This is a genomic window from Streptomyces sp. NPDC014676 (genome assembly GCF_043084105.1).
Lineage (GTDB): Bacteria > Actinomycetota > Actinomycetes > Streptomycetales > Streptomycetaceae > Streptomyces.
The window spans coordinates 259,015-279,468 of record NZ_JBIBZI010000008.1 but is presented as its reverse complement, the minus strand read 5'-3'; the positions used below and the strand labels follow the sequence as shown (position 1 = coordinate 279,468).

General features: G+C 69.9%; 18 protein-coding genes and 1 tRNA gene. 6 read left to right on the top strand and 13 right to left on the bottom strand.

Annotation, left to right across the window (positions count from 1 at the left end):
- Positions 1 to 41: 41 nt before the first annotated feature.
- Positions 42 to 2,570, top strand: a complete 2,529-nt coding sequence (pepN, locus tag ACF1DX_RS23760; protein ID WP_391793130.1) for an aminopeptidase N — start codon at positions 42 to 44, stop codon at positions 2,568 to 2,570.
- Positions 2,571 to 2,685: 115 nt separating this feature from the next.
- Here pepN and ACF1DX_RS23755 read toward each other — a convergent pair whose 3' ends face one another.
- Positions 2,686 to 3,297, bottom strand: a complete 612-nt coding sequence (locus ACF1DX_RS23755; protein WP_391793129.1) for a TetR/AcrR family transcriptional regulator C-terminal domain-containing protein — start codon at positions 3,295 to 3,297, stop codon at positions 2,686 to 2,688.
- A 56-nt stretch (positions 3,298 to 3,353) separates the two neighbouring features.
- Here ACF1DX_RS23755 and ACF1DX_RS23750 point away from each other — a divergent pair, with 56 nt between their 5' ends.
- The gene (locus ACF1DX_RS23750) at positions 3,354 to 4,877 is read left to right on the top strand and encodes an FAD-dependent monooxygenase (protein ID WP_391793128.1); all 1,524 of its coding nucleotides are present in this window, start codon (positions 3,354 to 3,356) and stop codon (positions 4,875 to 4,877) included.
- Between the two features lie 46 nt (positions 4,878 to 4,923).
- Here ACF1DX_RS23750 and ACF1DX_RS23745 read toward each other — a convergent pair whose 3' ends face one another.
- Positions 4,924 to 5,067: a hypothetical protein gene (locus ACF1DX_RS23745; RefSeq protein WP_391793127.1), complete on the bottom strand. Its 144-nt coding sequence runs from the start codon at positions 5,065 to 5,067 to the stop codon at positions 4,924 to 4,926.
- A 277-nt stretch (positions 5,068 to 5,344) separates the two neighbouring features.
- Between ACF1DX_RS23745 and ACF1DX_RS23740 the strand changes: the two genes are divergently transcribed.
- On the top strand, positions 5,345 to 6,748 hold the full coding sequence (locus ACF1DX_RS23740; protein ID WP_391793126.1) for a lysine N(6)-hydroxylase/L-ornithine N(5)-oxygenase family protein: 1,404 nt from the start codon (positions 5,345 to 5,347) through the stop codon (positions 6,746 to 6,748).
- Between the two features lie 26 nt (positions 6,749 to 6,774).
- Here the strand turns inward: ACF1DX_RS23740 and ACF1DX_RS23735 are convergent, their stop codons facing one another.
- A complete protein-coding gene (locus tag ACF1DX_RS23735; protein WP_391793125.1) occupies positions 6,775 to 8,580 on the bottom strand; it encodes a bifunctional metallophosphatase/5'-nucleotidase in 1,806 nt (601 codons plus the stop codon).
- A 153-nt stretch (positions 8,581 to 8,733) separates the two neighbouring features.
- Here ACF1DX_RS23735 and ACF1DX_RS23730 point away from each other — a divergent pair, with 153 nt between their 5' ends.
- Together ACF1DX_RS23730 and pyk are read left to right on the top strand one after the other, a co-directional pair.
- On the top strand, positions 8,734 to 9,411 hold the full coding sequence (locus ACF1DX_RS23730; RefSeq protein ID WP_391793124.1) for an SIMPL domain-containing protein: 678 nt from the start codon (positions 8,734 to 8,736) through the stop codon (positions 9,409 to 9,411).
- 151 nt (positions 9,412 to 9,562) lie between these two features.
- Positions 9,563 to 10,999, top strand: a complete 1,437-nt coding sequence (pyk, locus tag ACF1DX_RS23725; RefSeq protein ID WP_391793123.1) for a pyruvate kinase — start codon at positions 9,563 to 9,565, stop codon at positions 10,997 to 10,999.
- Between the two features lie 21 nt (positions 11,000 to 11,020).
- Here pyk and ACF1DX_RS23720 read toward each other — a convergent pair whose 3' ends face one another.
- Positions 11,021 to 11,800: a helix-turn-helix domain-containing protein gene (locus ACF1DX_RS23720; protein ID WP_391793122.1), complete on the bottom strand. Its 780-nt coding sequence runs from the start codon at positions 11,798 to 11,800 to the stop codon at positions 11,021 to 11,023.
- Between the two features lie 81 nt (positions 11,801 to 11,881).
- Positions 11,882 to 11,964 (bottom strand) — tRNA-Leu (locus ACF1DX_RS23715).
- Between the two features lie 98 nt (positions 11,965 to 12,062).
- Between ACF1DX_RS23715 and ACF1DX_RS23710 the strand changes: the two genes are divergently transcribed.
- Positions 12,063 to 12,719: an ANTAR domain-containing response regulator gene (locus ACF1DX_RS23710; protein ID WP_030858815.1), complete on the top strand. Its 657-nt coding sequence runs from the start codon at positions 12,063 to 12,065 to the stop codon at positions 12,717 to 12,719.
- 67 nt (positions 12,720 to 12,786) lie between these two features.
- Here ACF1DX_RS23710 and ACF1DX_RS23705 read toward each other — a convergent pair whose 3' ends face one another.
- The 8 genes from ACF1DX_RS23705 to ACF1DX_RS23670 all read right to left on the bottom strand — a co-directional run bounded on the left by ACF1DX_RS23705 (position 12,787) and on the right by ACF1DX_RS23670 (position 20,415).
- A complete protein-coding gene (locus ACF1DX_RS23705) occupies positions 12,787 to 13,503 on the bottom strand; it encodes an ABC transporter ATP-binding protein (protein ID WP_391793121.1) in 717 nt (238 codons plus the stop codon).
- The gene (locus ACF1DX_RS23700) at positions 13,500 to 14,423 is read right to left on the bottom strand and encodes an ABC transporter ATP-binding protein (protein ID WP_391793120.1); all 924 of its coding nucleotides are present in this window, start codon (positions 14,421 to 14,423) and stop codon (positions 13,500 to 13,502) included. Before ACF1DX_RS23700 ends, ACF1DX_RS23705 begins: the two co-directional genes overlap by 4 nt.
- Positions 14,424 to 14,428: 5 nt before the next feature.
- On the bottom strand, positions 14,429 to 16,255 hold the full coding sequence (locus tag ACF1DX_RS23695; protein ID WP_391793119.1) for a branched-chain amino acid ABC transporter permease: 1,827 nt from the start codon (positions 16,253 to 16,255) through the stop codon (positions 14,429 to 14,431).
- A 5-nt stretch (positions 16,256 to 16,260) separates the two neighbouring features.
- Positions 16,261 to 17,193 carry a branched-chain amino acid ABC transporter permease gene (locus ACF1DX_RS23690; RefSeq protein ID WP_391793118.1) on the bottom strand — a complete coding sequence of 311 codons (933 nt, stop codon included), beginning with the start codon at positions 17,191 to 17,193 and terminating at the stop codon, positions 16,261 to 16,263.
- A 114-nt stretch (positions 17,194 to 17,307) separates the two neighbouring features.
- Positions 17,308 to 18,543 carry a branched-chain amino acid ABC transporter substrate-binding protein gene (locus tag ACF1DX_RS23685; RefSeq protein WP_391793117.1) on the bottom strand — a complete coding sequence of 412 codons (1,236 nt, stop codon included), beginning with the start codon at positions 18,541 to 18,543 and terminating at the stop codon, positions 17,308 to 17,310.
- 288 nt (positions 18,544 to 18,831) lie between these two features.
- A complete protein-coding gene (locus ACF1DX_RS23680; protein WP_391793116.1) occupies positions 18,832 to 19,434 on the bottom strand; it encodes a Tat pathway signal sequence domain protein in 603 nt (200 codons plus the stop codon).
- Positions 19,431 to 19,853, bottom strand: a complete 423-nt coding sequence (locus tag ACF1DX_RS23675; RefSeq protein WP_391793115.1) for a hypothetical protein — start codon at positions 19,851 to 19,853, stop codon at positions 19,431 to 19,433. The genes ACF1DX_RS23680 and ACF1DX_RS23675 overlap by 4 nt, the downstream gene beginning before the upstream one ends.
- 79 nt (positions 19,854 to 19,932) lie before the next feature.
- Positions 19,933 to 20,415, bottom strand: coding sequence for a PaaI family thioesterase (locus ACF1DX_RS23670; RefSeq protein ID WP_391793114.1), 483 nt, complete (start codon positions 20,413 to 20,415; stop codon positions 19,933 to 19,935).
- Between the last annotated feature and the right edge of the window lie 39 nt (positions 20,416 to 20,454).

Sequence of the window (20,454 nt, the reverse complement as noted above, 5' to 3'; positions counted from 1 at the left end):
ACCCGATCCGCCCCTGTGGTTCGGCGACCGCATCAGGCAGCATGGCCCGCATGTCCGTACTGACGCGCGACGAAGCGCAGAACCGAGCACAACTCCTCGACGTCCACCGTTACACGATCGAACTCGATCTGACCACCGGTGACGAGACGTTCGACTCCCGCACCCTGATCAGGTTCAGCGCCCGTACGGACGCGGACACCTTCGTCGAGCTCAAGCCCGCCGAGCTGCGCTCCGCCACCCTCGACGGACAGCCCCTGGACGCCGGCACCCTCGACGGCAACCGGCTGCCGCTGAAGAACCTCACCGCCGGCGAGCACGAACTGCGCGTCGACGCCAGCATGCGCTACTCCCGCACCGGCGAGGGCATGCACCGCTTCACCGACCCCACCGACGGCGAGACCTACGTCTACACCCAGCTCTTCCTCGACGACGTGCAGCGCGTCTTCGCCGCCTTCGACCAGCCCGACCTCAAGGCCGTCTTCGAGCTGACCGTCACCGCCCCGCGGCACTGGACCGTCCTCGCCAACGGCGTCACCGAGCACACCGGCGACGGCGTGTGGCGGGCCGCCCCCACCCCGCTGATCTCCACCTACCTCGTCGCCGTCGCCGCCGGCCCCTGGCACTCCGTGCGCACCGAACACCGCGGACTGCCCTTCGGCCTCCACTGCCGCCGCTCGCTCGCCCCGTACCTCGACGCGGACGCCGACGAACTCCTCGACATCACCCGCGCCTGCTTCGACCGCTACCACGAGAAGTTCGAGGAGCCCTACCCCTTCGACTCCTACGACCAGGCCTTCGTGCCCGAGTTCAACGCGGGCGCCATGGAGAACCCCGGCCTGGTCACCTTCCGCGACGAGTTCGTCTACCGCTCCGCCGTCACCGACACCGAACGCCAGACCCGCGCCATGGTCATCGCCCACGAGATGGCCCACATGTGGTTCGGCGACCTCGTCACCCTCCGCTGGTGGGACGACATCTGGCTCAACGAGTCCTTCGCCGAGTACATGGGCTACCAGACCCTCACCGAGGCCACCCTCGGGGGGTCTGGGGGGACTCCCCCCAGAAAGTGGGGCACCGACACCTGGACCGACTTCGGCGTCACCCGCAAGCCCTGGGGCTACGACGCCGATCAGCGGCCCTCCACCCACCCCGTCGCGCCGAAGGACGTCGAGGACACCGCCTCCGCCCTGCTCAACTTCGACGGCATCTCCTACGCCAAGGGCGCCTCCGCCCTGCGCCAGCTCGTCGTCTGGCTCGGCGAGAAGGACTTCCTCGCCGGCATCAACACCCACTTCGCCCGGCACAGGTTCGCCAACGCCACGCTCGCCGACTTCATCGAGTCCCTCGCCTCCGCCACCGAACGCGACGTCCACGCCTGGGCCGACGCCTGGCTGCGCACCACCGGCGTCGACACCCTCACCGCGTCCGTCGGATCCCGCCCCGGCCAGTGGACCCTCGCCCTCGACCGCACCGGCGAACGCCCCCACCGGGTCACCGTCGGCGTGTACGACCGTGACCTCCACGACGGCCGCCGCCTCCTGCTGCGCGAGCGCTACGAGACCGACGTGCCCCAGGAAGCGGCCCCCGAGCCGCGCACCGGCACCCGCCCCGCCCTGGTCGTCCCCAACGACCTGGACCTCACCTACGCCAAGATCCGCCTCGACGACACCTCCCTGGAGACCGTCCTGCGCGGCCTGTCCGGCATCCCCGACACGCTCACCCGCGCCGTCATGTGGAACACGCTGCGCGACATGGTCCGCGACGGCGAACTCGCCCCCGCCGACTACCTCGCGACCGCCGCCGCCCACCTGCCCGAGGAGACCGACCTCGCCCTCGTCCAGGGCGTCCTCGCCTTCGCCTCCGACCACATCGCCGGCCGCTACCTCACCCCCGACCGGCGCCCGGCCGCGCTGGCCACCCTCACCGAGCTGTGCCGCGACCTCATCCGCCGTACCGAGGACGGCGACCACCCCGGCCTGCGCCTGATCGCCGTACGGCACCGCATCGACACCGCCGCCCACCCCGACACCATCGCCGCCTGGCTCGCCGACGGCACCGTCCCCGGCGGTCCCGAACTCGACCCCGAACTGCGCTGGCGGGTCCTCGCCCGGCTCGCCGTGCTCGGCGCCACCGACGAGGCCGCCATCGCCGCCGAACTCGCCCGCGACCCCAGCGCCACCGGCCAGGAGGGCGCCGCCCGTTGCCGCGCCGCCCTGCCCGACGAGGACGCCAAGGCCCGCGCCTGGGACGCCATGTTCGGCTCCGACGACCTGTCCAACTACCTGTTCACCGCCACCGCCCAGGGCTTCTGGCAGCCCGAACAGGCCGACCTCGTACGGCCCTACGTGTCCCGCTACTTCAAGGCCGCTGTCGCCGTCGCCGCCCGCCGCGGCCCCGCCATCGCCGAGGCCGCCGGAAGCTGGGCCTTCCCCGCCCACGCCGTCGACGCCGAAACCCTCAAGCTCGGCGAGAAGTGCCTGCGCAAGGCCGGCCCGATCCCCGCCCTGCGCCGCAAACTCGTCGACCAGCTCGACGACCTGGCCCGCGCCCTGCGCGTGCGGGAGGCGTAGCCGGCGCGCCGGGCCCCACCCCCGTCCGCCCGGTGGGCACGGACGGGGGTGGGGCCCGGCCTGTCCGGAGCCCGCCCCGCCCGGAGCCCGGGCCCCGACGCGCGCCGGTCACCGCTCACCGCCGGGCGAGGACCGCGGTCAGGCCGTGTTCGAAGCGCTCGTCGAAGGCCTCCGGGGCGAGATGGCCGAGCACGCGGTGGAGGGCGGGATGGGCCGTCTTCGAGACCGCGTCCGCCAGGGCGGCGCCCGGCGCCCGGTGCCCGGCCGCCTGTTCCTCCTGGGCGAGACCGAGGGTGAAGTAGACGGCCGTCCACGAGGTCCAGGCGGCCTCGCGCTCGTCCCGGCCGCCCTCCAGGAGCGCGCCGACCAGGGCGTCGGCGAAACGCAGGGTGTGCGGTTCGGCGGCATAGGTGCCGACGACGAGCGCGGCGCCGTCGCGGTGGGCGAGCAGGGCGCGGCGGTAGCGGCGCAGCAGTTCGCGGGCGCGCTCGTCCGGCGCGGCCGGCAGCCCGTCCAGCGGGATCTCGCCGAGCACGGCGTCCGCCATCAGCTCCAGCATCCGGGCCTTGGTCTTCACGTGCCACAGCACGGTGTTCATCCGCACGCCGAGCCGGTCGGCGACCGCACGCGTGGACAGCGCGTCGAGGCCCTTCTCGTCCAGGAGGTCCAGCGCGGCACGGGTCACGGTGCCCGGATCGAGCCGGCCACCCGCTTGCCTATTGGTCATTGACCTAGTTTACTGCGTCCCCAAGGAATTGGTCACTGACCAAGGAGAGTGGGTTCATGGAACAGCAGCAGGTGGTCATCGCCGGAGGGGGCCCCGTCGGACTCTGGCTCGCCGCCGAACTACGGCTGGGCGGGATCTCCGTCACCGTCGTCGAGGAACGCGCCGGGATCGACGGACGCTCCAAGGCGCTCACCGTCCACCCTCGCACCATCGAGGTGCTGGCCTCGCGCGGGGCGCACCGGCCGTTCCTCGACGAGGGCCTGCCGATCCCGGGCGGTCACTTCGCGATGCTCGACGACCGGCTCGACTTCCAGGCACTGGACACCCCGTTCCCGTACACCCTCGCCCTGCCCCAGGCACGTACCGAGGAACTGCTCCAGGAGCGCGCGCTGGCCCTGGGCGCGCGGATCGTACGGGGCCACCGCCTCACCGGATTCACCGAGCACCCGGACGCGGTGACCGTACAAGTGACCGGCCCCGAGGGACCGTACGAGATCCGGGCCTCGTACGTCGTCGGCTGCGACGGCACCCGCAGCACCGTGCGCACCGCCGCCGGCATCGACTTCCCCGGCACGCCGTCCACCGTCCTCGGCTGGCTCGGCGACGTCACCCTGGACCGCCCGCCACGGCCCGGCTTCAGCGCCTTCACGCTCCGCGGCGGGGTGATGGTCGCGCCGCTGCCCGGCGACCGGTTCCGCGTCGTCGGCGTCAGCCCCGACAGCCTCACCACCCAGCGCCCCGGCGACCTCACCCTGGACGAACTGCGGCAGAAGACCCTCGCCGTCACCGGGGACGACTTCGGCATGCGCGACCCCTCGTGGCTCTCCCGCTTCGGCAACGCCACCCGACTGGCCGCCACATACCGGCGCGGACGCGTCCTGCTCGCCGGCGACGCCGCCCACCAGCACTTCCCCGCCGGAGGAGTCGGCATGAACGTCGGCATCCAGGACGCGCACAACCTCGGCTGGAAACTGGCCGCGACACTGAACGGCTGGGCCCCGGACGGCCTGCTGGACACCTACCACCGCGAACGCCACCCGGTCGGAGCCCAATTGACGGAGCACAGCCGCGCCCAGACCGCCCTGATGACCACCTTCACACCCGAGGGCCTCGACCTGCGAGCCGTACTGAACCAACTGATCGCCACACTCCCCGAGCTCAACCGCGCACTGGCCGAGCGGCTCACCGCCCTCGCGGTCACCTTCCCCCACCCCGACCCGACGGCCCACCCGCTCACCGGCACCCGCGCCACCGACCTCGCCTTCACCGGCACGGACGACACCCTGTTCACCCTGCTGCCCCCGGACGCCCACCTCCTGCTCGACCTCACGGCCGACCGCACCCTCGACGACCGCGCGCTGCGAGGGCTCACCGTCCGCACCGGCACCCTGGAAGAACCCCCGGACGCCTGGACCGGGGTACGCGCCGCCCTGATCCGCCCCGACGGGCACATCGCCTGGGCCGGCACCGACCGGGACGACACCACACTGCGCGCGGCCGCGGACAGGGCCATCGCCACCGTGCACCGAGCCACACCCCGTCAGCGGACGACGGACAGCCCCGCACCGGACGGCCGGTAGACACGACGGCCCCGGAAGACGCGCCCTCTCCCGCCCGGCGCCCGGCCTACCCGCCGCACACCGACCGGACCTCCGCCGGCAGCACCGCACAGTGCTCGCCGTACGTACCCACCGCGTCCAGAGCCGCCCCGAGCGGATCGGACCCGGCGGCGGCGAGCACGGCGGGAAGGGCGAAGCTCGGCTGCGACATCCGCGAGGGTTCACGCGGGCGACCGGAGACCGGCAGGCCGGTGACCACAGCCACCGGACCCACCCCGCGCCCCAGGAAACCGCCCCCGGCGGAAGAGAAGACAGGGAACACCCCGCACACACCTCACCATTGCGGACGTACCCCCTTTCGGGTCTGATTCCCGAACCTTCCGGGCGCGTCGCCCTCACGCGCCCACAAGCTGGGACCCCGCCACCCGCCCCGGCGACCTCGCAGGCCCCCTCACCCCCGCCCACCGGGCCCACGCGGAAGGACCCCGATGACCCCCACACCCCCCGACACACCCCACGACCTCGTCGGCATCGGCATCGGCCCCTTCAACCTCTCCCTCGCCGCCCTCGCCCACCCCCTCCCCGCCCTGAGCACCGCCTTCTACGACCGCAGCCCCCGCTTCACCTGGCACCCCGGCCTCCTCCTCGACGACGCCACCGTCCAAGTCCCCTTCCTCGCCGACCTCGTCACCCTCGCCGACCCCACCAGCCCCTGGACCTTCCTCAACCACCTCAAGGACCGCGAACGCCTCTACCCGTTCTACTTCGCCGAGCAGTTCCACATCCGACGCACCGAGTACGACGCCTACTGCCGCTGGGTCGCCGACCGCCTCCCCGCACTCCACTTCGGCCACCGCGTCGACACCGTCCGCTGGGACCCCCGACGCGCCCTGTTCCACGTCGACCTCACCCGGCTCGACCCGGACGGACAGGCCGCCTCGGCAGGCCGCGTCCACGCCCGCCACCTCGTCCTCGGCATCGGCACCGAGCCCCGGGTGCCCGAACCGCTGCGACCCCTCACCGACGCCCCCGACGTCCCCGTGATCCACTCCGACGACTACCTCACCCACCGCGACACCCTCCTCGCCGCCGGCCACATCACCGTCGTCGGCACCGGACAGTCCGGCGCGGAGGTCTTCCTCGACCTGCTGCGCCACCGGCCCGCCGGACGAGAACGCCTCCACTGGATCGGCCGCACCGGCGCGTTCGCCCCCATGGAGTACTCCAGACTCGGCCTCGAGCACTTCACCCCCGACCACACCCGCTACTTCCACGCCCTGCCCGAACCCGTCCGCGACCGGCTCGTCCCCGCCCAATGGCAGCTCCACAAGGCCATCGACGCCGGCACCATCGCCGCCATCCACGACGAGCTCTACCGGCGCACCCTCCACGGCGGCTGGCCCGACACCGTCCTCACCCCCGCCGTCCACGTCCGCACCGCCGGACGCCTCGGACCCGGCCGCATCGAGCTCCACCTCGAACACACCGTGCAGCACACCCGCACCCGCCTCACCACCGACGCCGTCGTCCTCGCCACCGGCCACCGCCCACGCCCCCTCGACCACCTCCTCGCGCCCCTCGACCCCCACCTGCGCCGCGACCACGCCGGCCGGCCCCGCGTCGACGCCCACTTCCGCCTCGACCTGGACCCCGCCGTCACCGGCAACGTCTACGTCCAGAACGCCGAACCCCACACCCACGGCGTCGGCACCCCCGACCTCGGACTCGCCGCCTGGCGCAGCGCCACGATCCTCAACCACCTCACCGGCCGCCAGACCTACCCCCAGCCCGCCCGCACCGCCTTCACCACCTTCGGCCTCCACCCCCACACACCACAGATCCCGCCCGCCCGGCGAGCCGTACGGCTCACCCCACTGGCGGACGGGACCTGACCATCACCCGTACGGAGGAACGGGGATCAGAACACCGGCGTACCGTCCCGCGTCAGCCTCCAGTCGACGGACGCGAAGTCCCTCGGATCCAGCACACCCTTCGCCGTCACCCACTCCGCGATCCGGGTCCGGATCTCCGTCGACTCCGCCCACAGCTCCTTCGCCGACGCCACGTGCGGGAACGCGCCGCCGCCGTTGGCCCGGTAGTTGTTCACCGCGAACACGAACCGCGCCGCGTCGTCCAGCGGAGCGCCGCCGAACGTGACGTTCCTGATGCGCGAACCCGCCGGCTGCGCGATGTCGATGTCGTAGGAGAGCCCCGAGACGTAGTCGTAGTTGTAGTCCGGACGGCCGCCCGCGTTCGTCAGCTTCGCCACGTCCACCGCCGCACCGGCAGCCGTCCGCACGAAGTACTCCGCCGAGTACTCCAGGTACGCCCGCACCTGCGCGCCCGTCATCAGCTTCGCCACCAGCGTGTTGTCGTACACGTACAGGCTCGACAGGTCCCGGATCGTCACCTCGCCCGCCGGGATCTGAGAGGTCCGCGAGAACGGCGACGCCTGCGACAGCACCGGCAGCGACGCGTACTCGGTGCCCGCGAGGGCCGCCCTGACCACGTCCTCCTGCACCTTGCCGATCAGGTCGATGATCGGCACGTCCTTGTAGCGCGCCTCCACCGTCGTCAGCGTCTCGGTCGCCGACCCCACCACCTGATTGACGTACTCCACGACCCGCGCGTGCTCGTCGCGCAGCAGCCGGGTGATCCTCGGGTCGTCCTCCACCGTCGCCGCGTCCCGCAGCGACGCCTTCACGGACTCCACCCGCCAGCGGCCCCGCTCGAAGGCCAGCTCGAAGTCGAACAGCGTCAGCCGCTCCGCGTAGCACAGCGGCTCCGACAGCACGACCTCCCTGCCGGTCTCCTCGTTGGCGACCCGCAGCTCCGCGATCTCCTGGTGCGCGTGCCCCACCAGGATCGCGTCGATCCCCGGCACCTGCCGCGCCACGTTCGCCGCCGCGTTCTCCACGTACGGCAGCTGGTCACCGTACGACGACGTGCCCGAGGACCCCGAGTGCGCCGACACCACCACCACGTCCGCGCCCATCGACCGCAGCCTCGGCACCCACTTCGCCGCCTGCTCCTCAAGACCCGGGAACGTCAACTTGCCCTGCACATACGCCTTGTCCCAGATCGCGATACCGGGGTTGGTCAGCCCGAGGACCGCCACCTTCACCGGGGGAGCGCCCTTCACGTGGAACTTCTTGATGAAGTACGGCGGGAAGGCCGGCTTCAGCGTCTTCGCGTCCAGCGCGTTGGCGCCCAGCAGCGGGAAGTCGCACTGCTCCTCGAACTTCCGCAGCGTCTCGATACCGTAGTTGAACTCGTGGTTGCCGAGCGCCACCGCGTCGTACCCGATGGCGTTCATCGCCTGCGCCATCGGATGCACCGGACCGCCCTCGGCGGTGATCGGGTCGACCTTCGCGAAGTAGTACGTCAGCGGGGTGCCCTGGATGGTGTCGCCCGCGTCCAGCAGCAGCGTGTTGCGCCGGCCCTTCTCCTCGCGCACCTGGTCCACCAGCGTCGACACCCGCGCCAGGCCCTGCGCGTTGCCGGCCGCGTCCGTGTACTCGGCGTCCTTGAAGTAGTCCCAGTTGAAGACGTGGCCGTGCAGGTCGGTCGTGCCCATCACGGTCAGCGCGTACCGCTTCACCGGCTTCCTCCCCCGCCCCGCCTCGGCCGCCTCGGCCGCGGGGGCCGCCGCCGTACCAGCCAGCGCCACCCCCGCCCCCGTCACGGCGGACCTCTTCAAGAACTTCCGGCGGTTCAACGGCATGTCAGGCTCTCCTCGGACAACAACGGAACAACGCGCGTAGATTCGCCCGATGATTCTGACCTGAACACGCCCACGCGGAACAGACCCCCCAGGTTGCGATCCGGTGTCCCGCACCCTCCCCGCACCCGTACGACCGGTGACACAGTGGGACACATGACCACCCCTCACCCGTACGGCACACCCGGCGCCCCCCATCTCGCCGTCCGCGGCGAGGCCCACCTCGAAACCGCCCCCGACCTCGCCCGCATCACCGTCACCCGCACCGCCCGCGGCCGCGACCGGCGCACCACCCTCGACGACCTCACCCGCCGCACCACGGAAACCCACGACCTGCTCAAGTCCTACGGCGACACCGTCGAACACCTCGAGACCGGCGCCCTCACCGTCACCCCGGAACTCAGCCCCCACGGCCGCGGCGAACGCGTCCGCGCCCACCACGGCACCGTCCGGCTCACCGCCGACCTGCGCGACTTCACCGCCCTCGGCGCACTCATCACCCGTCTGGCCGACCTCGACCTCACCCGTGTCGACGGCCCCTGGTGGACCCTCCGCCCGGATTCCCCCGCCCACCGCGAAGCACGGCGACTGGCGGTGCACGACGCCGTCCGGCGCGCCCGCGAATACGCCGAGGCACTCGGCACCACCCTCGCCGCCCTCATCGAACTCACCGACACCTCGACGGGACCCGAACCCTTCCCCCGGACCCGCTCCATGGCGTTCACCGCGGCCACCGAGGACACCCCGCCCCCACCCCTCGACCTCGAACCCCAGCGGCAGCACGTCCACGCCGAGGTCGACGCCCGTTTCACCCTCCAGCCACCCCGCCTGTAGAACCGGCATTCGGGAACAAGAAGTGCGCATGCTCATCGGAGCGACCCGGCGCACAATTCAACACTTCTTGTCAACAACCCTTCATTCACTGGCCGTTGAGTCGTCACACGCCACCACGTCGCTACCGGTCGGTAAGCCCTAGGCTCGAAACATGCGCCGAGCGAAAATCGTCTGCACCCTGGGCCCCGCCACCGACGGCTACGACCAGATCAAAGCCCTGGTCGACGCCGGAATGGACGTCGCCCGACTCAACCTCAGCCACGGCGAACACGCCGAACACGAGGAGCGCTACCGACGGGTCCGCAAAGCCGCCGACGAGACCGGCCGCAGCGTCGGCCTCCTCGCCGACCTTCAAGGCCCGAAAATCCGCCTCGGCCGCTTCACCGAAGGCCCTGTACTCCTCGAACGCGGAGACACCTTCACCATCACCGTCGAAGAGGGCGCCGAAGGCGACCGCGACATCTGCGGCACCACCTACGCCGGCCTCGCCACCGACGTCACCACCGGCGAACGCATCCTCGTCGACGACGGCAAGGTCACCCTCGAAGTCACCGCCGTCGACGGCCCCCGCGTCCACACCACCGTCCTCGAAGGCGGCATGGTCTCCGACCACAAGGGCCTCAACCTCCCCGGCGTCGCCCTCTCCGTCCCCGCCCTCTCCAAGAAGGACGAGGACGACCTCCGCTGGGCACTGCGCACCGGCTTCGACGTCATCGCCCTCTCCTTCGTCCGCAGCGGACGCGACATCAAGGACGTCCACCGCATCATGGACGAGGAGGGCCGCCGCCTCCCCGTCATCGCCAAGATCGAAAAACCCCAGGCCGTCGAGAACATCGACGACATCGTCGCCGCCTTCGACGGCATCATGGTCGCCCGCGGCGACCTCGGCGTCGAGATGCCCCTCGAACAGGTGCCGATCGTCCAGAAGCGCGCCATCAAACTCGCCAAGCGCAACGCCAAACCGGTCATCGTCGCCACCCAGATGCTCGACTCCATGATCGACAACGCCCGCCCCACCCGCGCGGAGGCCTCCGACGTCGCCAACGCCGTCATCGACGGCACCGACGCCGTCATGCTCTCCGGCGAGACCAGCGTCGGCAAACACGCCATCGAGACCGCACGCACCATGGCCCGCATCGTCGAAGCCGCCGAGGAGGACATCCTCGCCAAGGGCCTCCCGCCCCTCACCGAACGCAACAAGCCCCGCACCCAGGGCGGCGCGGTCGCCCGCGCGGCGGCGGAGATGGGCGACTTCCTCGGCGCCAAGTTCCTCGTCGCCTTCACCCAGTCCGGCGACACCGCCCGCCGCCTCTCCCGCTACCGCAGCCCCATCCCCCTCCTCGCCTTCACCCCCGACCCCGCCACCCGCTCCCAGCTCAGCCTCACCTGGGGCGTGGAGACCTTCCTCGGCCCCCACGTCAACACGACGGACGCGATGGTCGACCAGGTCGACGAACTACTGTTGAAGTACGCCCGCTGCGCGAAGGGCGACACGGTCGTCATCACGGCCGGCTCCCCTCCGGGCGTCCCCGGCTCGACGAACATGGTCCGCGTCCACCACATCGGCGAGGACGACAGCCCCAAGTAGCAGGGCCGGGCCCCGGGGCGGTCAGTACTTGGGGCCCACGTGGAGGTCCACGAGGGCTACGGAGGCTTTGCGGGCGATGGAGATGTTGAAGGGGTCGCTGCCACGGGCCAGCGTCGTCCACTCGACGCCGACCTTGTCCAGCGTGTCCGTGAAAAGTTTCCTGATGTCGTCCGACTTGTTGCTGAAGAAGTACCGCGGATACTCATAGCGCTTGCGCTCGCCGGCGACCATGCGGGTCGTCCAGTTGGTGATCCGGCAGCCGTCCGAATGGATGAGCCCGCGGATGAACTCCCAGGGATGCTCGTCGACGATGTCCTGCTGCCAGGGCTCAAGGGCGATGAGGCGGTCGTGCTTCTTGCCGGGGCCGTGTTGGGGGAACATGCACGTCCAGTGTTTGGTGTACGACTTCAGTTCGATGCAGCCGGGCTTGTGGTTGCGTCCGATGCTGGGTGAGGGCATCACCTTGCGAATCGCGTCTTCGGCGGCCGCGATCAGACCAGTTTGTTCGGCGTTGCAGAAGATCGACAGGTGATGCTGCTTCGGCTTCGAGACGATGTGGCCGTCACCGAGGTAGAGACCCAGCAGATACGAGTACGCCACTCTGTCGAAGCCGCGGCCTGTGCACTTCGGGCAATCCGTTGGCTGCCGGTACACCTCACCGCGTAGTTTGCGGTCCTCGCAGCGCCACCAGCCGATGGTGCCTCGCGGGATGTTCAGTTGGTCCGCCACCACACGGTTGGGAACGCCCTGTCGCATGAGTGCGACAGCATGTGCGCGGATCGAAGGGCTGTGCTGTTCCATGCGGCCACTGTGCGTGAGCGGTCGTGACGCCACGCAGCAAAAAGTGGAGGATCACGCGAACGTGATCCTCCACTTCAGGAGTGCCGGGTGCGGGACTCGAACCCGCAAGCCCTCTCAGGCAGATGTGTTTGAGACATCCGTGTATGCCATTCCACCAACCCGGCAGGACTGGCACAGGGAATCATACCGGGTCACCCTTGGTCGCCGCCTCTAGGTACGCTCTTGTCAGCAGTACCGGCCTGCCCCGCACCAAGGAGCCCACGTGAGCGCCCCCGAGTCGCCCCAGCCCGCAGACGTGCCCGACGACGACAAGTCGCACGTGCCTCCGATGACGACCCGTGTCGTGATCGCCGAGGACGAGGCACTGATCCGGCTCGACCTCAAAGAGATGCTGGAGGAGGAGGGGTACTCCGTCGTCGGTGAGGCCGGTGACGGTGAGCAGGCCGTGGAGCTGGCGCGTGAGCACCGGCCCGATCTGGTGATCCTCGATGTGAAGATGCCGAAGCTGGACGGCATCTCGGCGGCGGAGAAGATCGCCGAGGAGAGCATCGCCCCGGTGCTGATGCTGACCGCGTTCTCGCAGCGTGACCTGGTGGAGCGGGCGCGGGACGCGGGCGCGATGGCGTACCTGGTGAAGCCGTTCAGCAAGAGCGACGTGGTGCCGGCGATCGAGATGGCGGTGTCGCGGTTCACGGAGCTGAAGGAGCTGGAGCGTGAGGTCGCGGACCTGAGTCTGCGGCTGGAGACGCGGAAGCTGGTGGACCGGGCGAAGTCGGTGCTGCAGACGCAGTACGGGCTGACGGAGCCGGCGGCGTTCCGGTGGATCCAGAAGACGTCGATGGACCGGCGGATGTCGATGCAGCAGGTGGCGCAGGCGGTCATCGACGACGCGGAGGAGAAGAAGGCGTCGAAGGGCTGAGGCCCCGCGGTACGGCGAGAGGCCCGCGCTCCCTGCTCGGCAGGGGGCGCGGGCCTCGTCGTGTGTTTCAGTCCTCGCCGAGGTAGGCCTTGCGGACGGATTCGTCGTGGAGGAGGTCCTGTCCGGTACCGGAGAGGACGATGTTGCCGGTTTCCATGACGTGACCGTGGTCGGCCAGGGAGAGGGCGGCCTGGGCGTTCTGCTCGACGAGCAGGATGGTGGTGCCCTGGGACTTCAGCTCGGTGATGGTCGCCATGATCTTCTGCATCATGATCGGTGAGAGGCCCATGGAGGGTTCGTCGAGCATGAGGAGCTGGGGCTGGGACATCAGCGCCCTGCCCATGGCGAGCATCTGCTGCTCTCCGCCGGAGAGGGTTCCGGCGGCCTGCTTGCGGCGTTCCCCGAGGATGGGGAAGAGGTCGTAGGCGCGCTGGATGTCCTTCTCGATGCCCGCCCTGTCGCTGCGGAGGAAGGCGCCGAGGCGGAGGTTGTCCTCGATCGTCATGCGGGGGAAGATGTGCCGCCCTTCGGGGGAGTGTGCGAGCCCGAGGGAGACGATCTTGTGGGCGGGGATCTTCTTGAGCGACTTGCCGTTGAACTTGATCTGGCCGCCGACGGGCTTGAGGAGTCCGGAGAGCGTGCGCAGGGTGGTGGTCTTGCCGGCGCCGTTGGTGCCGATGAGGGTGACCACTTCGCCGGCGTCGACGCTGAAGGAGATGCCTTTGACGGCCTGGATCTTGCCGTAGGCGACTTTGAGGTCCTCGACTTCGAGGAGTGCGGTCATCGGTCGTTCTCCTTGCCGGGCGCGGCGTCCGTGGCGGCTTCGGCCTGGGCCTCGGCCGCGGCTTCGGCGGCCTCGACTTCGGCGGCTTCGGCGGCGCCGGGGTCGTTCTCCATGGGTTCACCGATGTAGGCGGCGATGACGCGTTCGTCGCCCTGGACGGTGGCCGGGTCGCCCTCGACGAGCTTCTGGCCCTGGACGAGGACGGCGACGCGGTCGCAGAGGTTGAAGATGAACCGCATGTCGTGCTCGATCACGAGGACGGCGATGCCCTGGTCGCGGATGGCGAAGATGAGCTCCTCGGCCGCCCGGGTCTCCTGGGGGTTCATGCCGGCGGTGGGCTCGTCGAGGAGCAGCAGGCCGGGTTCGCTGGCGAGGGCGCGGGCGATCTCGAGCTTGCGCTGTTCGCCGTAGGGGAGGTTGCGCGCGAGGTGGTCGGCTTTGGCGTCGAGGCCGACGAACTCCAGGAGTTCCATGGCCCGTTCGCGGGAGGCTGCCTCGGCCTTGTGGAAGCCGGGTCCGCGCAGGACGGCCGACCAGAAGCCTTCCTTGGTCCGGGTGTGGCGGCCGACGAGGACGTTCTCCAGGACGGTCATGTTGGCGAAGAGCCGGATGTTCTGGAAGGTCCGGGCGATGCCGGCGGCGGTGACCTTGAAGGACTTGGGCGGCAGGACCTTGCCCTTGTAGCGGACTTCGCCCTCGGTGGGGATGTAGAGGCCGGTCAGGCAGTTGAAGAAGGTGGTCTTGCCGGCGCCGTTGGGGCCGATGAGGCCGACGATCTCGCCGCTGCTGACGGTGAGGTCGACGTCGCGGACGGCGGTGAGTCCGCCGAAGCGCATGGTGACGCCGCGTGCGTCGAGGACGGTCTCGCCGGGGGCGGGTGCGCCCGGGGTGGTGTCCTTGGTGGTGGTGTCGGTGGTCATGGTGGTCAGGCCCCTGTCTTGCTCAGGACTGCGGGCGCGTCGTCCTCTTCGTGGAACTCCAGTTGGCGGCGGCGGTTGGGGATGAGGCCCTCGGGGCGGAAGCGCATCAGCAGGACGAGTGCGAGTCCGAAGGCGAGGAGCTGGTAGTCGCCGAGGAACTGGAGTTTGTTGGGGATCAGGAAGAGCAGCGCGGCTCCGATGAGGGGTCCGGCGATGGTGCCCATGCCGCCGAGGACGACTGCGGCGAGCAGGAAGGCGGAGTTGGGCGGGGTGGTGCCGGCGAACAGGTACTGCTCGGGGGTCACGGTGTAGGTGACGTGTGCCTGGACGGTTCCGGCGAGGCCGGCGAGGGTGGCGCCGACGGCGAAGGCGATGAGTTTGACCCGGAAGCCGTTGATGCCCATGGCGAGTGCCGCGGTCTCGTCCTCGCGGATGGCGACCCAGGCGCGGCCGATGCGGGAGTCGCCGCTGCGTCGGAAGACGAGGACGACGACGGCCGTGATGAGCAGCATCAGGAAGAAGTAGTTGGCGAACCGGCCGATGGTGAAGCCGGCGATGTCGTGCTGGGTGCCGAGGTCGAAGCCGAGGATCTTCAGGTCCGGGATGGAGGCGATGCCGTTGGAGCCGTTGGTGAGGTCCGGGCCGGAGGTGCCGTCGGTGTTGTTGGCCGCGATGCGGAAGATCTCACCGAAGCCGAGGGTGACGATGGCGAGGTAGTCGCCGCGCAGTCGCAGCGTCGGGGCGCCGATGAGGACGCCGAAGACGAGGGAGGCGAGGGCTCCGACGAGTACGGCGGCCCAGAAGGGGAAGTGGACGCCGAAGGGTGAGCTGGGGGAGCCGGAGACGAGTGCGGCGGCGTAGGCGCCGACGCCGAGGAAGGCGACGTATCCGAGGTCGAGCAGGCCGGCGAGGCCGACGACGATGTTCAGGCCGAGGGCGACCGTGGCGAAGATGAGGATGTAGACGCCGAGGGTGGCGTACTGGTCGTCGGTCTGGGTGAAGGGGAAGCAGGCGGCCGCGACGAAGGCGCCGCAGACGGTGATGTTGGTGTGCCGTGCGGTGATCTGTGAGGCGTGGGCGATCAGGCCGGAGCGGTTGAGGGCGGCGAATCCGAAGCCGGCGGTGATGAGGAAGCCGACGAAGAGTTCGTCGTACTCGGTGCCGATGCCGTAGGTGAAGACGATCAGGGCGAGTGCCAGGACCGCGACGATGATGAGGATCTCGGCGTAGGACGGCAGGGCGCGCACGGGGCGCGGGCTGTCGGAGGCGAAGGCCGCCCGGAGGACGGCCATGTTGTGGCCGGTCCTGTGCTTGAACTGCTCCCAGCCGGTGTCGTCGGGGTCGAAGGGGTCGGGTTCGGGCCGTTCGAAGGGGAGGGCGAGGGCGCCGAGGAGGGCGGTCAGCGTGGCGACGGCGACGACGTAGCCGCCGGGTTCGAGGTTGACGAGGCCGCCGAGCTGGAAGCTGATGGCGAGGATCGTGTACCAGGCGGTGGCGAAGGTGCCGAGTGCGGCGTACTTGAGGGCCGCGTCGGCGCCGGCCGGGGTGAGCCAGCCCAGTCCCTTGACGCCGTAGGAGGCGAGTCCGAACAGGGTGGTGAGTGCGCCGCCGATGAGGACGAGGACCTGGAGTCCGCCGGGGTAGCCGTAGAAGGTGAGGTCGCCGGGGAATTCGGCGGTCCAGGTCCAGGCGAGGAAGGTGGAGACGACGGTGAGGACGCTGCCGCCGGTGGCGAGGGCCCGGCCGGTGTGCGGGGGTATGCCGATGAGGCCGGTGGAGGTGTTCGCGGTGGGGGTGGCCGCGGTGGTCGAAGCGGTGGTCTGTGTGGTCATCGGTGTCACGCCCTGTCCGCGACGCGCTCGCCGAGCAGGCCCTGTGGCCTGAACAGGAGTACGAGGATGAGGAGGATGAAGGCCCAGACGTCGGCCCAGGACTGGCTGCCGAACTTGTCGAGTCCGGGGATGTCGGCGATGTAGGCGGTGGCGAGGGTTTCGGCGACGCCGAGGACCACGCCGCCGATCATGGCGCCGTAGATGTTGCCGATGCCGCCGAGGACTGCCGCGGTGAAGGCTTTGAGACCGAGGATGAAGCCCATCTTGAAGTCGATCTGGCCGTACTTGAGGCCGTTGGCGACGCCTCCGATGGCGGCGAAGACGGCGCCGAGGGCGAAGGCGACCACGATGATGCGGTCGGTGTTGACGCCCATGAGTTTGGCCGTGTCCGGGTCCTGGGCGGTGGCCTGCATGCCGCGTCCGGTGCGGGTGCGCATCACGAAGTAGGCGAGGAAGGCCATGCTGATGGGGGCGGCGACGAGGAGGAAGATGTCACCGGTCTGGAGTGTGGCGCCGCCGATGGTGAAGGGGCCGCCTTCGATCTGGGGGAAGGGCAGCTTGGACTTCGCCTCGGGGTAGAAGGCCCAGATGGCCTGCTGGAGTGCGAGGGAGAGTCCGATGGCGGTGATGAGGGGGGCCAGGCGGGGCGCGTTGCGCAGGGGGCGGTAGGCGAACCGTTCCGCTCCGATGGCGACCAGGACCGCGACGATCACGGCGCCGAGCAGCATCAGGGGCAGTGCGACCCAGATGGAGGTGCCGTCGGGCAAGATGTACAGATGTACGGTGAGCGCGCCGAAGGCGCCGACCATGAAGATCTCGCCGTGGGCGAAGTTGATGAGCTGGACAATGCCGTAGACCATTGTGTAGCCGATGGCGACCAGGCCGTACATGGATCCCAGTAGCAGGCCGTTGACCAGCTGCTGCGGCAGTTCGTTCACCGCATGTCCTCCGAGACTTTCGGAATGTTCGACGGATGGGGCCGGATGCGAGTCCGCGCGGGGCGCCTGTGGAACAGCGCCCCGCGCGGCTCGTGGGCTGTGGTGCGGGGTCGGTCAGCCGGTGTAGGTGCCGGACTTGACGTCGTTGAAGGATCCGTTTTCGACGGAGTAGACGGTGAGCTGCTTGTTGGTCGCGTCGCCGAACTCGTCGAAGGAGACCTTGCCGGTCACACCGTCGAAGGAGACGTTCTGCATGGCCTCGGTGACCTTGGCGCGGGCGTCGTCGGGGAGCTTGCCGTCGTTGTCCTCGACGACCTTCTTGACGGCTTCGATGATGGCCCAGGCGGAGTCGTAGGAGTAGCCGCCGTAGGCCGCGTAGTCCTCCTTGTAGCCGGCCGCCTTGTAGTCGGCCACGAACTTCTTGGCCGAGGGGAGTTCTTCGACGGGCGAGCCGACGGAGGTGGCGAGGTCGCCGTCGGCGGCGGTGCCGGCCAGCTTGATGAAGGTGTCGTCCTTGATGCCGTCGCCGCCGACCAGCGGGATCTTGGCGCCGGCTTCCTTGATCTGCTTGCTCAGCGGGCCGGCCTGAGGGTACTCGCCGCCGTAGTAGACGACGTCGGCGCCGGAGTTCTTGACCTTGGTGGCGACGGCGCTGAAGTCCTTGCTGTCGGGGTTGATGTGCTCGGTGCCGACGACCTTGCCGCCGAGCTTCTTGAACTCCTCGGTGAAGGTGGCGGCGAGGCCGGCGCCGTAGGTCTTCTTGTCGTCGATGACGAAGACCTTCTTCTTCTTGGCGTCGTTGTAGACGTACTGCGCGGCGAACGGGCCCTGGACGGCGTCCGTGGTCGCGGTGCGGAAGTACGACTTGTACGGCCGGACCTGCTTGGTCTGCCAGTCCACGCCCTGGGTGAGGGCGGGGTTGGTGTTGGCGGGGGAGACCTCGACCAGCTGCGCGGTGTCGAAGACCTTCTGCATGGCCTCGCCGACGGAGGAGTTCAGCGGGCCGACGACGCCGAGGACGTCGTCGTCGGCGACGAGCTTGGTGGCGTTCTGCTGGCCGACGGAGGCCTGGCCCTGGTCGTCTAGGGCTTCGATCTTGAAGGTGATGCCCTCGACGTACTTCTCCTTGTTGGCGGTCTTGGCCGCGAGGTCCACGGAGTTCTTGATGCCGAGGCCCAGCGCGGACAGGTCGCCGGTCATCGGCGCGTCGACGCCGATGACCACGGTGGTGCCACCGTTGCCGGAGTCCGAGCTGCCGCCGCCGTTCTCGTCGCGTGAGCCGCAGGCGGTGAGGGTGAGTGCTCCCGCCGCCAGGGCGGCGGTGATGGCGATGAGCGAACGTTGACGCACGATCCAGTCCTTTCCCCTGACGGCCGCTTCCCGGTGGAAACGGCCGAGTCGAGCGCTGGGCCGACGTGTGAATCGGACGGCGCGGTGACTGGCCGTGACTCTAAGCGGGGGTGGGGAATGCGGAGGAGACTCTGGCCAAGGCTGTGACGCTCTTGTTATGACACGACGTATTGCAGAGCGGTACTGAGTGGGGGGAACGGCGGAATTCTCGCCGTTTTGCCCTGTCCGGATGGTGAGAAACCGCAGGACCCGGCCGGGTCGGTTCAGGTGTATCAGGCGTTTTGGTGATTACCTGAAGTCGTTGCTGCAGGCTACTTGCAGGGCGTGGGAGAGGTCCTGTGCGTACCGTGGCCCGAGGATGAAGCTGTGCTTCTGTATTGCGCGCGCATTACGCAAAGTTACGTCCAGGAAAGGGAGTCCGACGTTCCGTGGCACTTTTCCGCATTCCGTCACCCATGCGGTGATCGTGATCTTGCGGGGTGATCCTGTTTTTGTCCGAAAAGGTGTGCGCGGGCTGGATGACATGGAGAGTCCCGCGTACGGCTGCGCTATCCGGGTGACGGTAACCGGATGATCGGATTCCGCGGTCACCTCCACGTCGAAGGAGAAAATCCGCGGATCGGCCGCGGCGCCCGCGGCCCGCGGGTCCAGGTACTCGACGGTGGTCACCTGACTCGGGTACGGCGGTGGAGGCGGCGGCTCCGGCCGGGGCCGGGTGACGTAGAGGAAGCCGCTGCCCGCGAGCACGGCGGTGGTGAGGAGCGCACCCAGCGCGGCCCTGCGGTGCCGCTCGAAGTGCTGTGCCACGAGCCCGCGTTGAGTCCGGGGCGTGGAGAGAACGGTCCGGGCGTGAGTGCCCTCGCCCGGTTCCACCGGACCGACCCCGCTCACCCCCAGGGCCCCTTGCCCGGCCCGCCGGCGCGGTACCACTCGGCGCACCCCTCGCGCGCCTCACGGTCGATCGACCGACCGGGATCCGCCGCCCCTCGGCGTTCGGCGGCCCGGGCGGAATCGACCACCTCGCGCAGGATGTCGTACTGTCCGCCGGACAGCCCCATGGACTGATAGTCGCCGTAGGTGCGGCCGTTGAGTACCTGGCGCGCCCAGTGGCCGACGAGCTTCGCGCACAGGTCCTCGTCGGACGTCACTCGCGGTGACGGTGACGTCGTGCGCCCGCCGTCCGCCCCGGCCGGGGACGCCCGGCCCGCGGTGCCGGAATCCGTCGCGCCGCAGCCGGTCACCGTCGAGCCCGCCAGGAGCGCCGCCGCGAAGGACACGGCCCATGTCCGAGAGGTGCCTCCCCGTCCCATGCCCGCACCGTAGGGCGGCCGCCGCCCCACGGCAACGGGGGTGCGGAGCCGCGGACGCCCTCCGCACCCCAGGCGGCCGTCAGTCCGCCGCCTGCTCCCCGTCGCCGGGCCGGACGTCCCGCAGCAGGCAGGTCAGCCGCGCGGTGCACACCCGCTTGTCCGCCTCGTCGGTGATGACGATCTCGTACGTCGCCGTGGACCGCCCCCGGTGCACCGGAGTGGCGACCCCGGTGACCAGGCCGGAGCGGACGCCGCGGTGGTGCGTGCAGTTGAGGTCGACACCCACGGCGATCTTGGAGCTGCCGCCGTGCAGCATCGACCCCACCGACCCCAGCGTCTCGGCCAGCACGGCCGAGGCGCCGCCGTGCAGCAGCCCGTACGGCTGGGTGTTGCCCTCCACCGGCATCGTCCCGACGACCCGCTCCGCCGACGCCTCCAGGATCTGCACGCCCATGCGCGTGCCCAGGTGGCCCGCCGAGAACAGTGCCGGCAGGTCCACACCGAGCGCGGCGTACTCGTCGATGACCTCTTGCGGGAACTTCACCTGCTGCTGCTCTCCCATGGGCTCGGCTCCTTACGTCGTGCGTCGGTACGGCTGTCT

Bases quoted from the DNA above. Each gene is read 5' to 3' on its own strand.
- ACF1DX_RS23740 (WP_391793126.1), top strand. From the start codon at position 5,345: ATGACCCCCACACCCCCCGACACACCCCACGACCTCGTCGGCATCGGC.
- ACF1DX_RS23695 (WP_391793119.1), bottom strand. From the start codon at position 16,255: ATGACCACACAGACCACCGCTTCGACCACCGCGGCCACCCCCACCGCG.
- ACF1DX_RS23750 (WP_391793128.1), top strand. From the start codon at position 3,354: ATGGAACAGCAGCAGGTGGTCATCGCCGGAGGGGGCCCCGTCGGACTC.
- pepN (WP_391793130.1), top strand. From the start codon at position 42: ATGGCCCGCATGTCCGTACTGACGCGCGACGAAGCGCAGAACCGAGCA.
- ACF1DX_RS23755 (WP_391793129.1), bottom strand. From the start codon at position 3,297: ATGACCAATAGGCAAGCGGGTGGCCGGCTCGATCCGGGCACCGTGACC.
- pyk (WP_391793123.1), top strand. From the start codon at position 9,563: ATGCGCCGAGCGAAAATCGTCTGCACCCTGGGCCCCGCCACCGACGGC.
- ACF1DX_RS23730 (WP_391793124.1), top strand. From the start codon at position 8,734: ATGACCACCCCTCACCCGTACGGCACACCCGGCGCCCCCCATCTCGCC.
- ACF1DX_RS23705 (WP_391793121.1), bottom strand. From the start codon at position 13,503: ATGACCGCACTCCTCGAAGTCGAGGACCTCAAAGTCGCCTACGGCAAG.
- ACF1DX_RS23670 (WP_391793114.1), bottom strand. From the start codon at position 20,415: ATGGGAGAGCAGCAGCAGGTGAAGTTCCCGCAAGAGGTCATCGACGAG.
- ACF1DX_RS23735 (WP_391793125.1), bottom strand. From the start codon at position 8,580: ATGCCGTTGAACCGCCGGAAGTTCTTGAAGAGGTCCGCCGTGACGGGG.
- ACF1DX_RS23675 (WP_391793115.1), bottom strand. From the start codon at position 19,853: ATGGGACGGGGAGGCACCTCTCGGACATGGGCCGTGTCCTTCGCGGCG.
- ACF1DX_RS23720 (WP_391793122.1), bottom strand. From the start codon at position 11,800: ATGGAACAGCACAGCCCTTCGATCCGCGCACATGCTGTCGCACTCATG.
- ACF1DX_RS23700 (WP_391793120.1), bottom strand. From the start codon at position 14,423: ATGACCACCGACACCACCACCAAGGACACCACCCCGGGCGCACCCGCC.
- ACF1DX_RS23745 (WP_391793127.1), bottom strand. From the start codon at position 5,067: ATGTCGCAGCCGAGCTTCGCCCTTCCCGCCGTGCTCGCCGCCGCCGGG.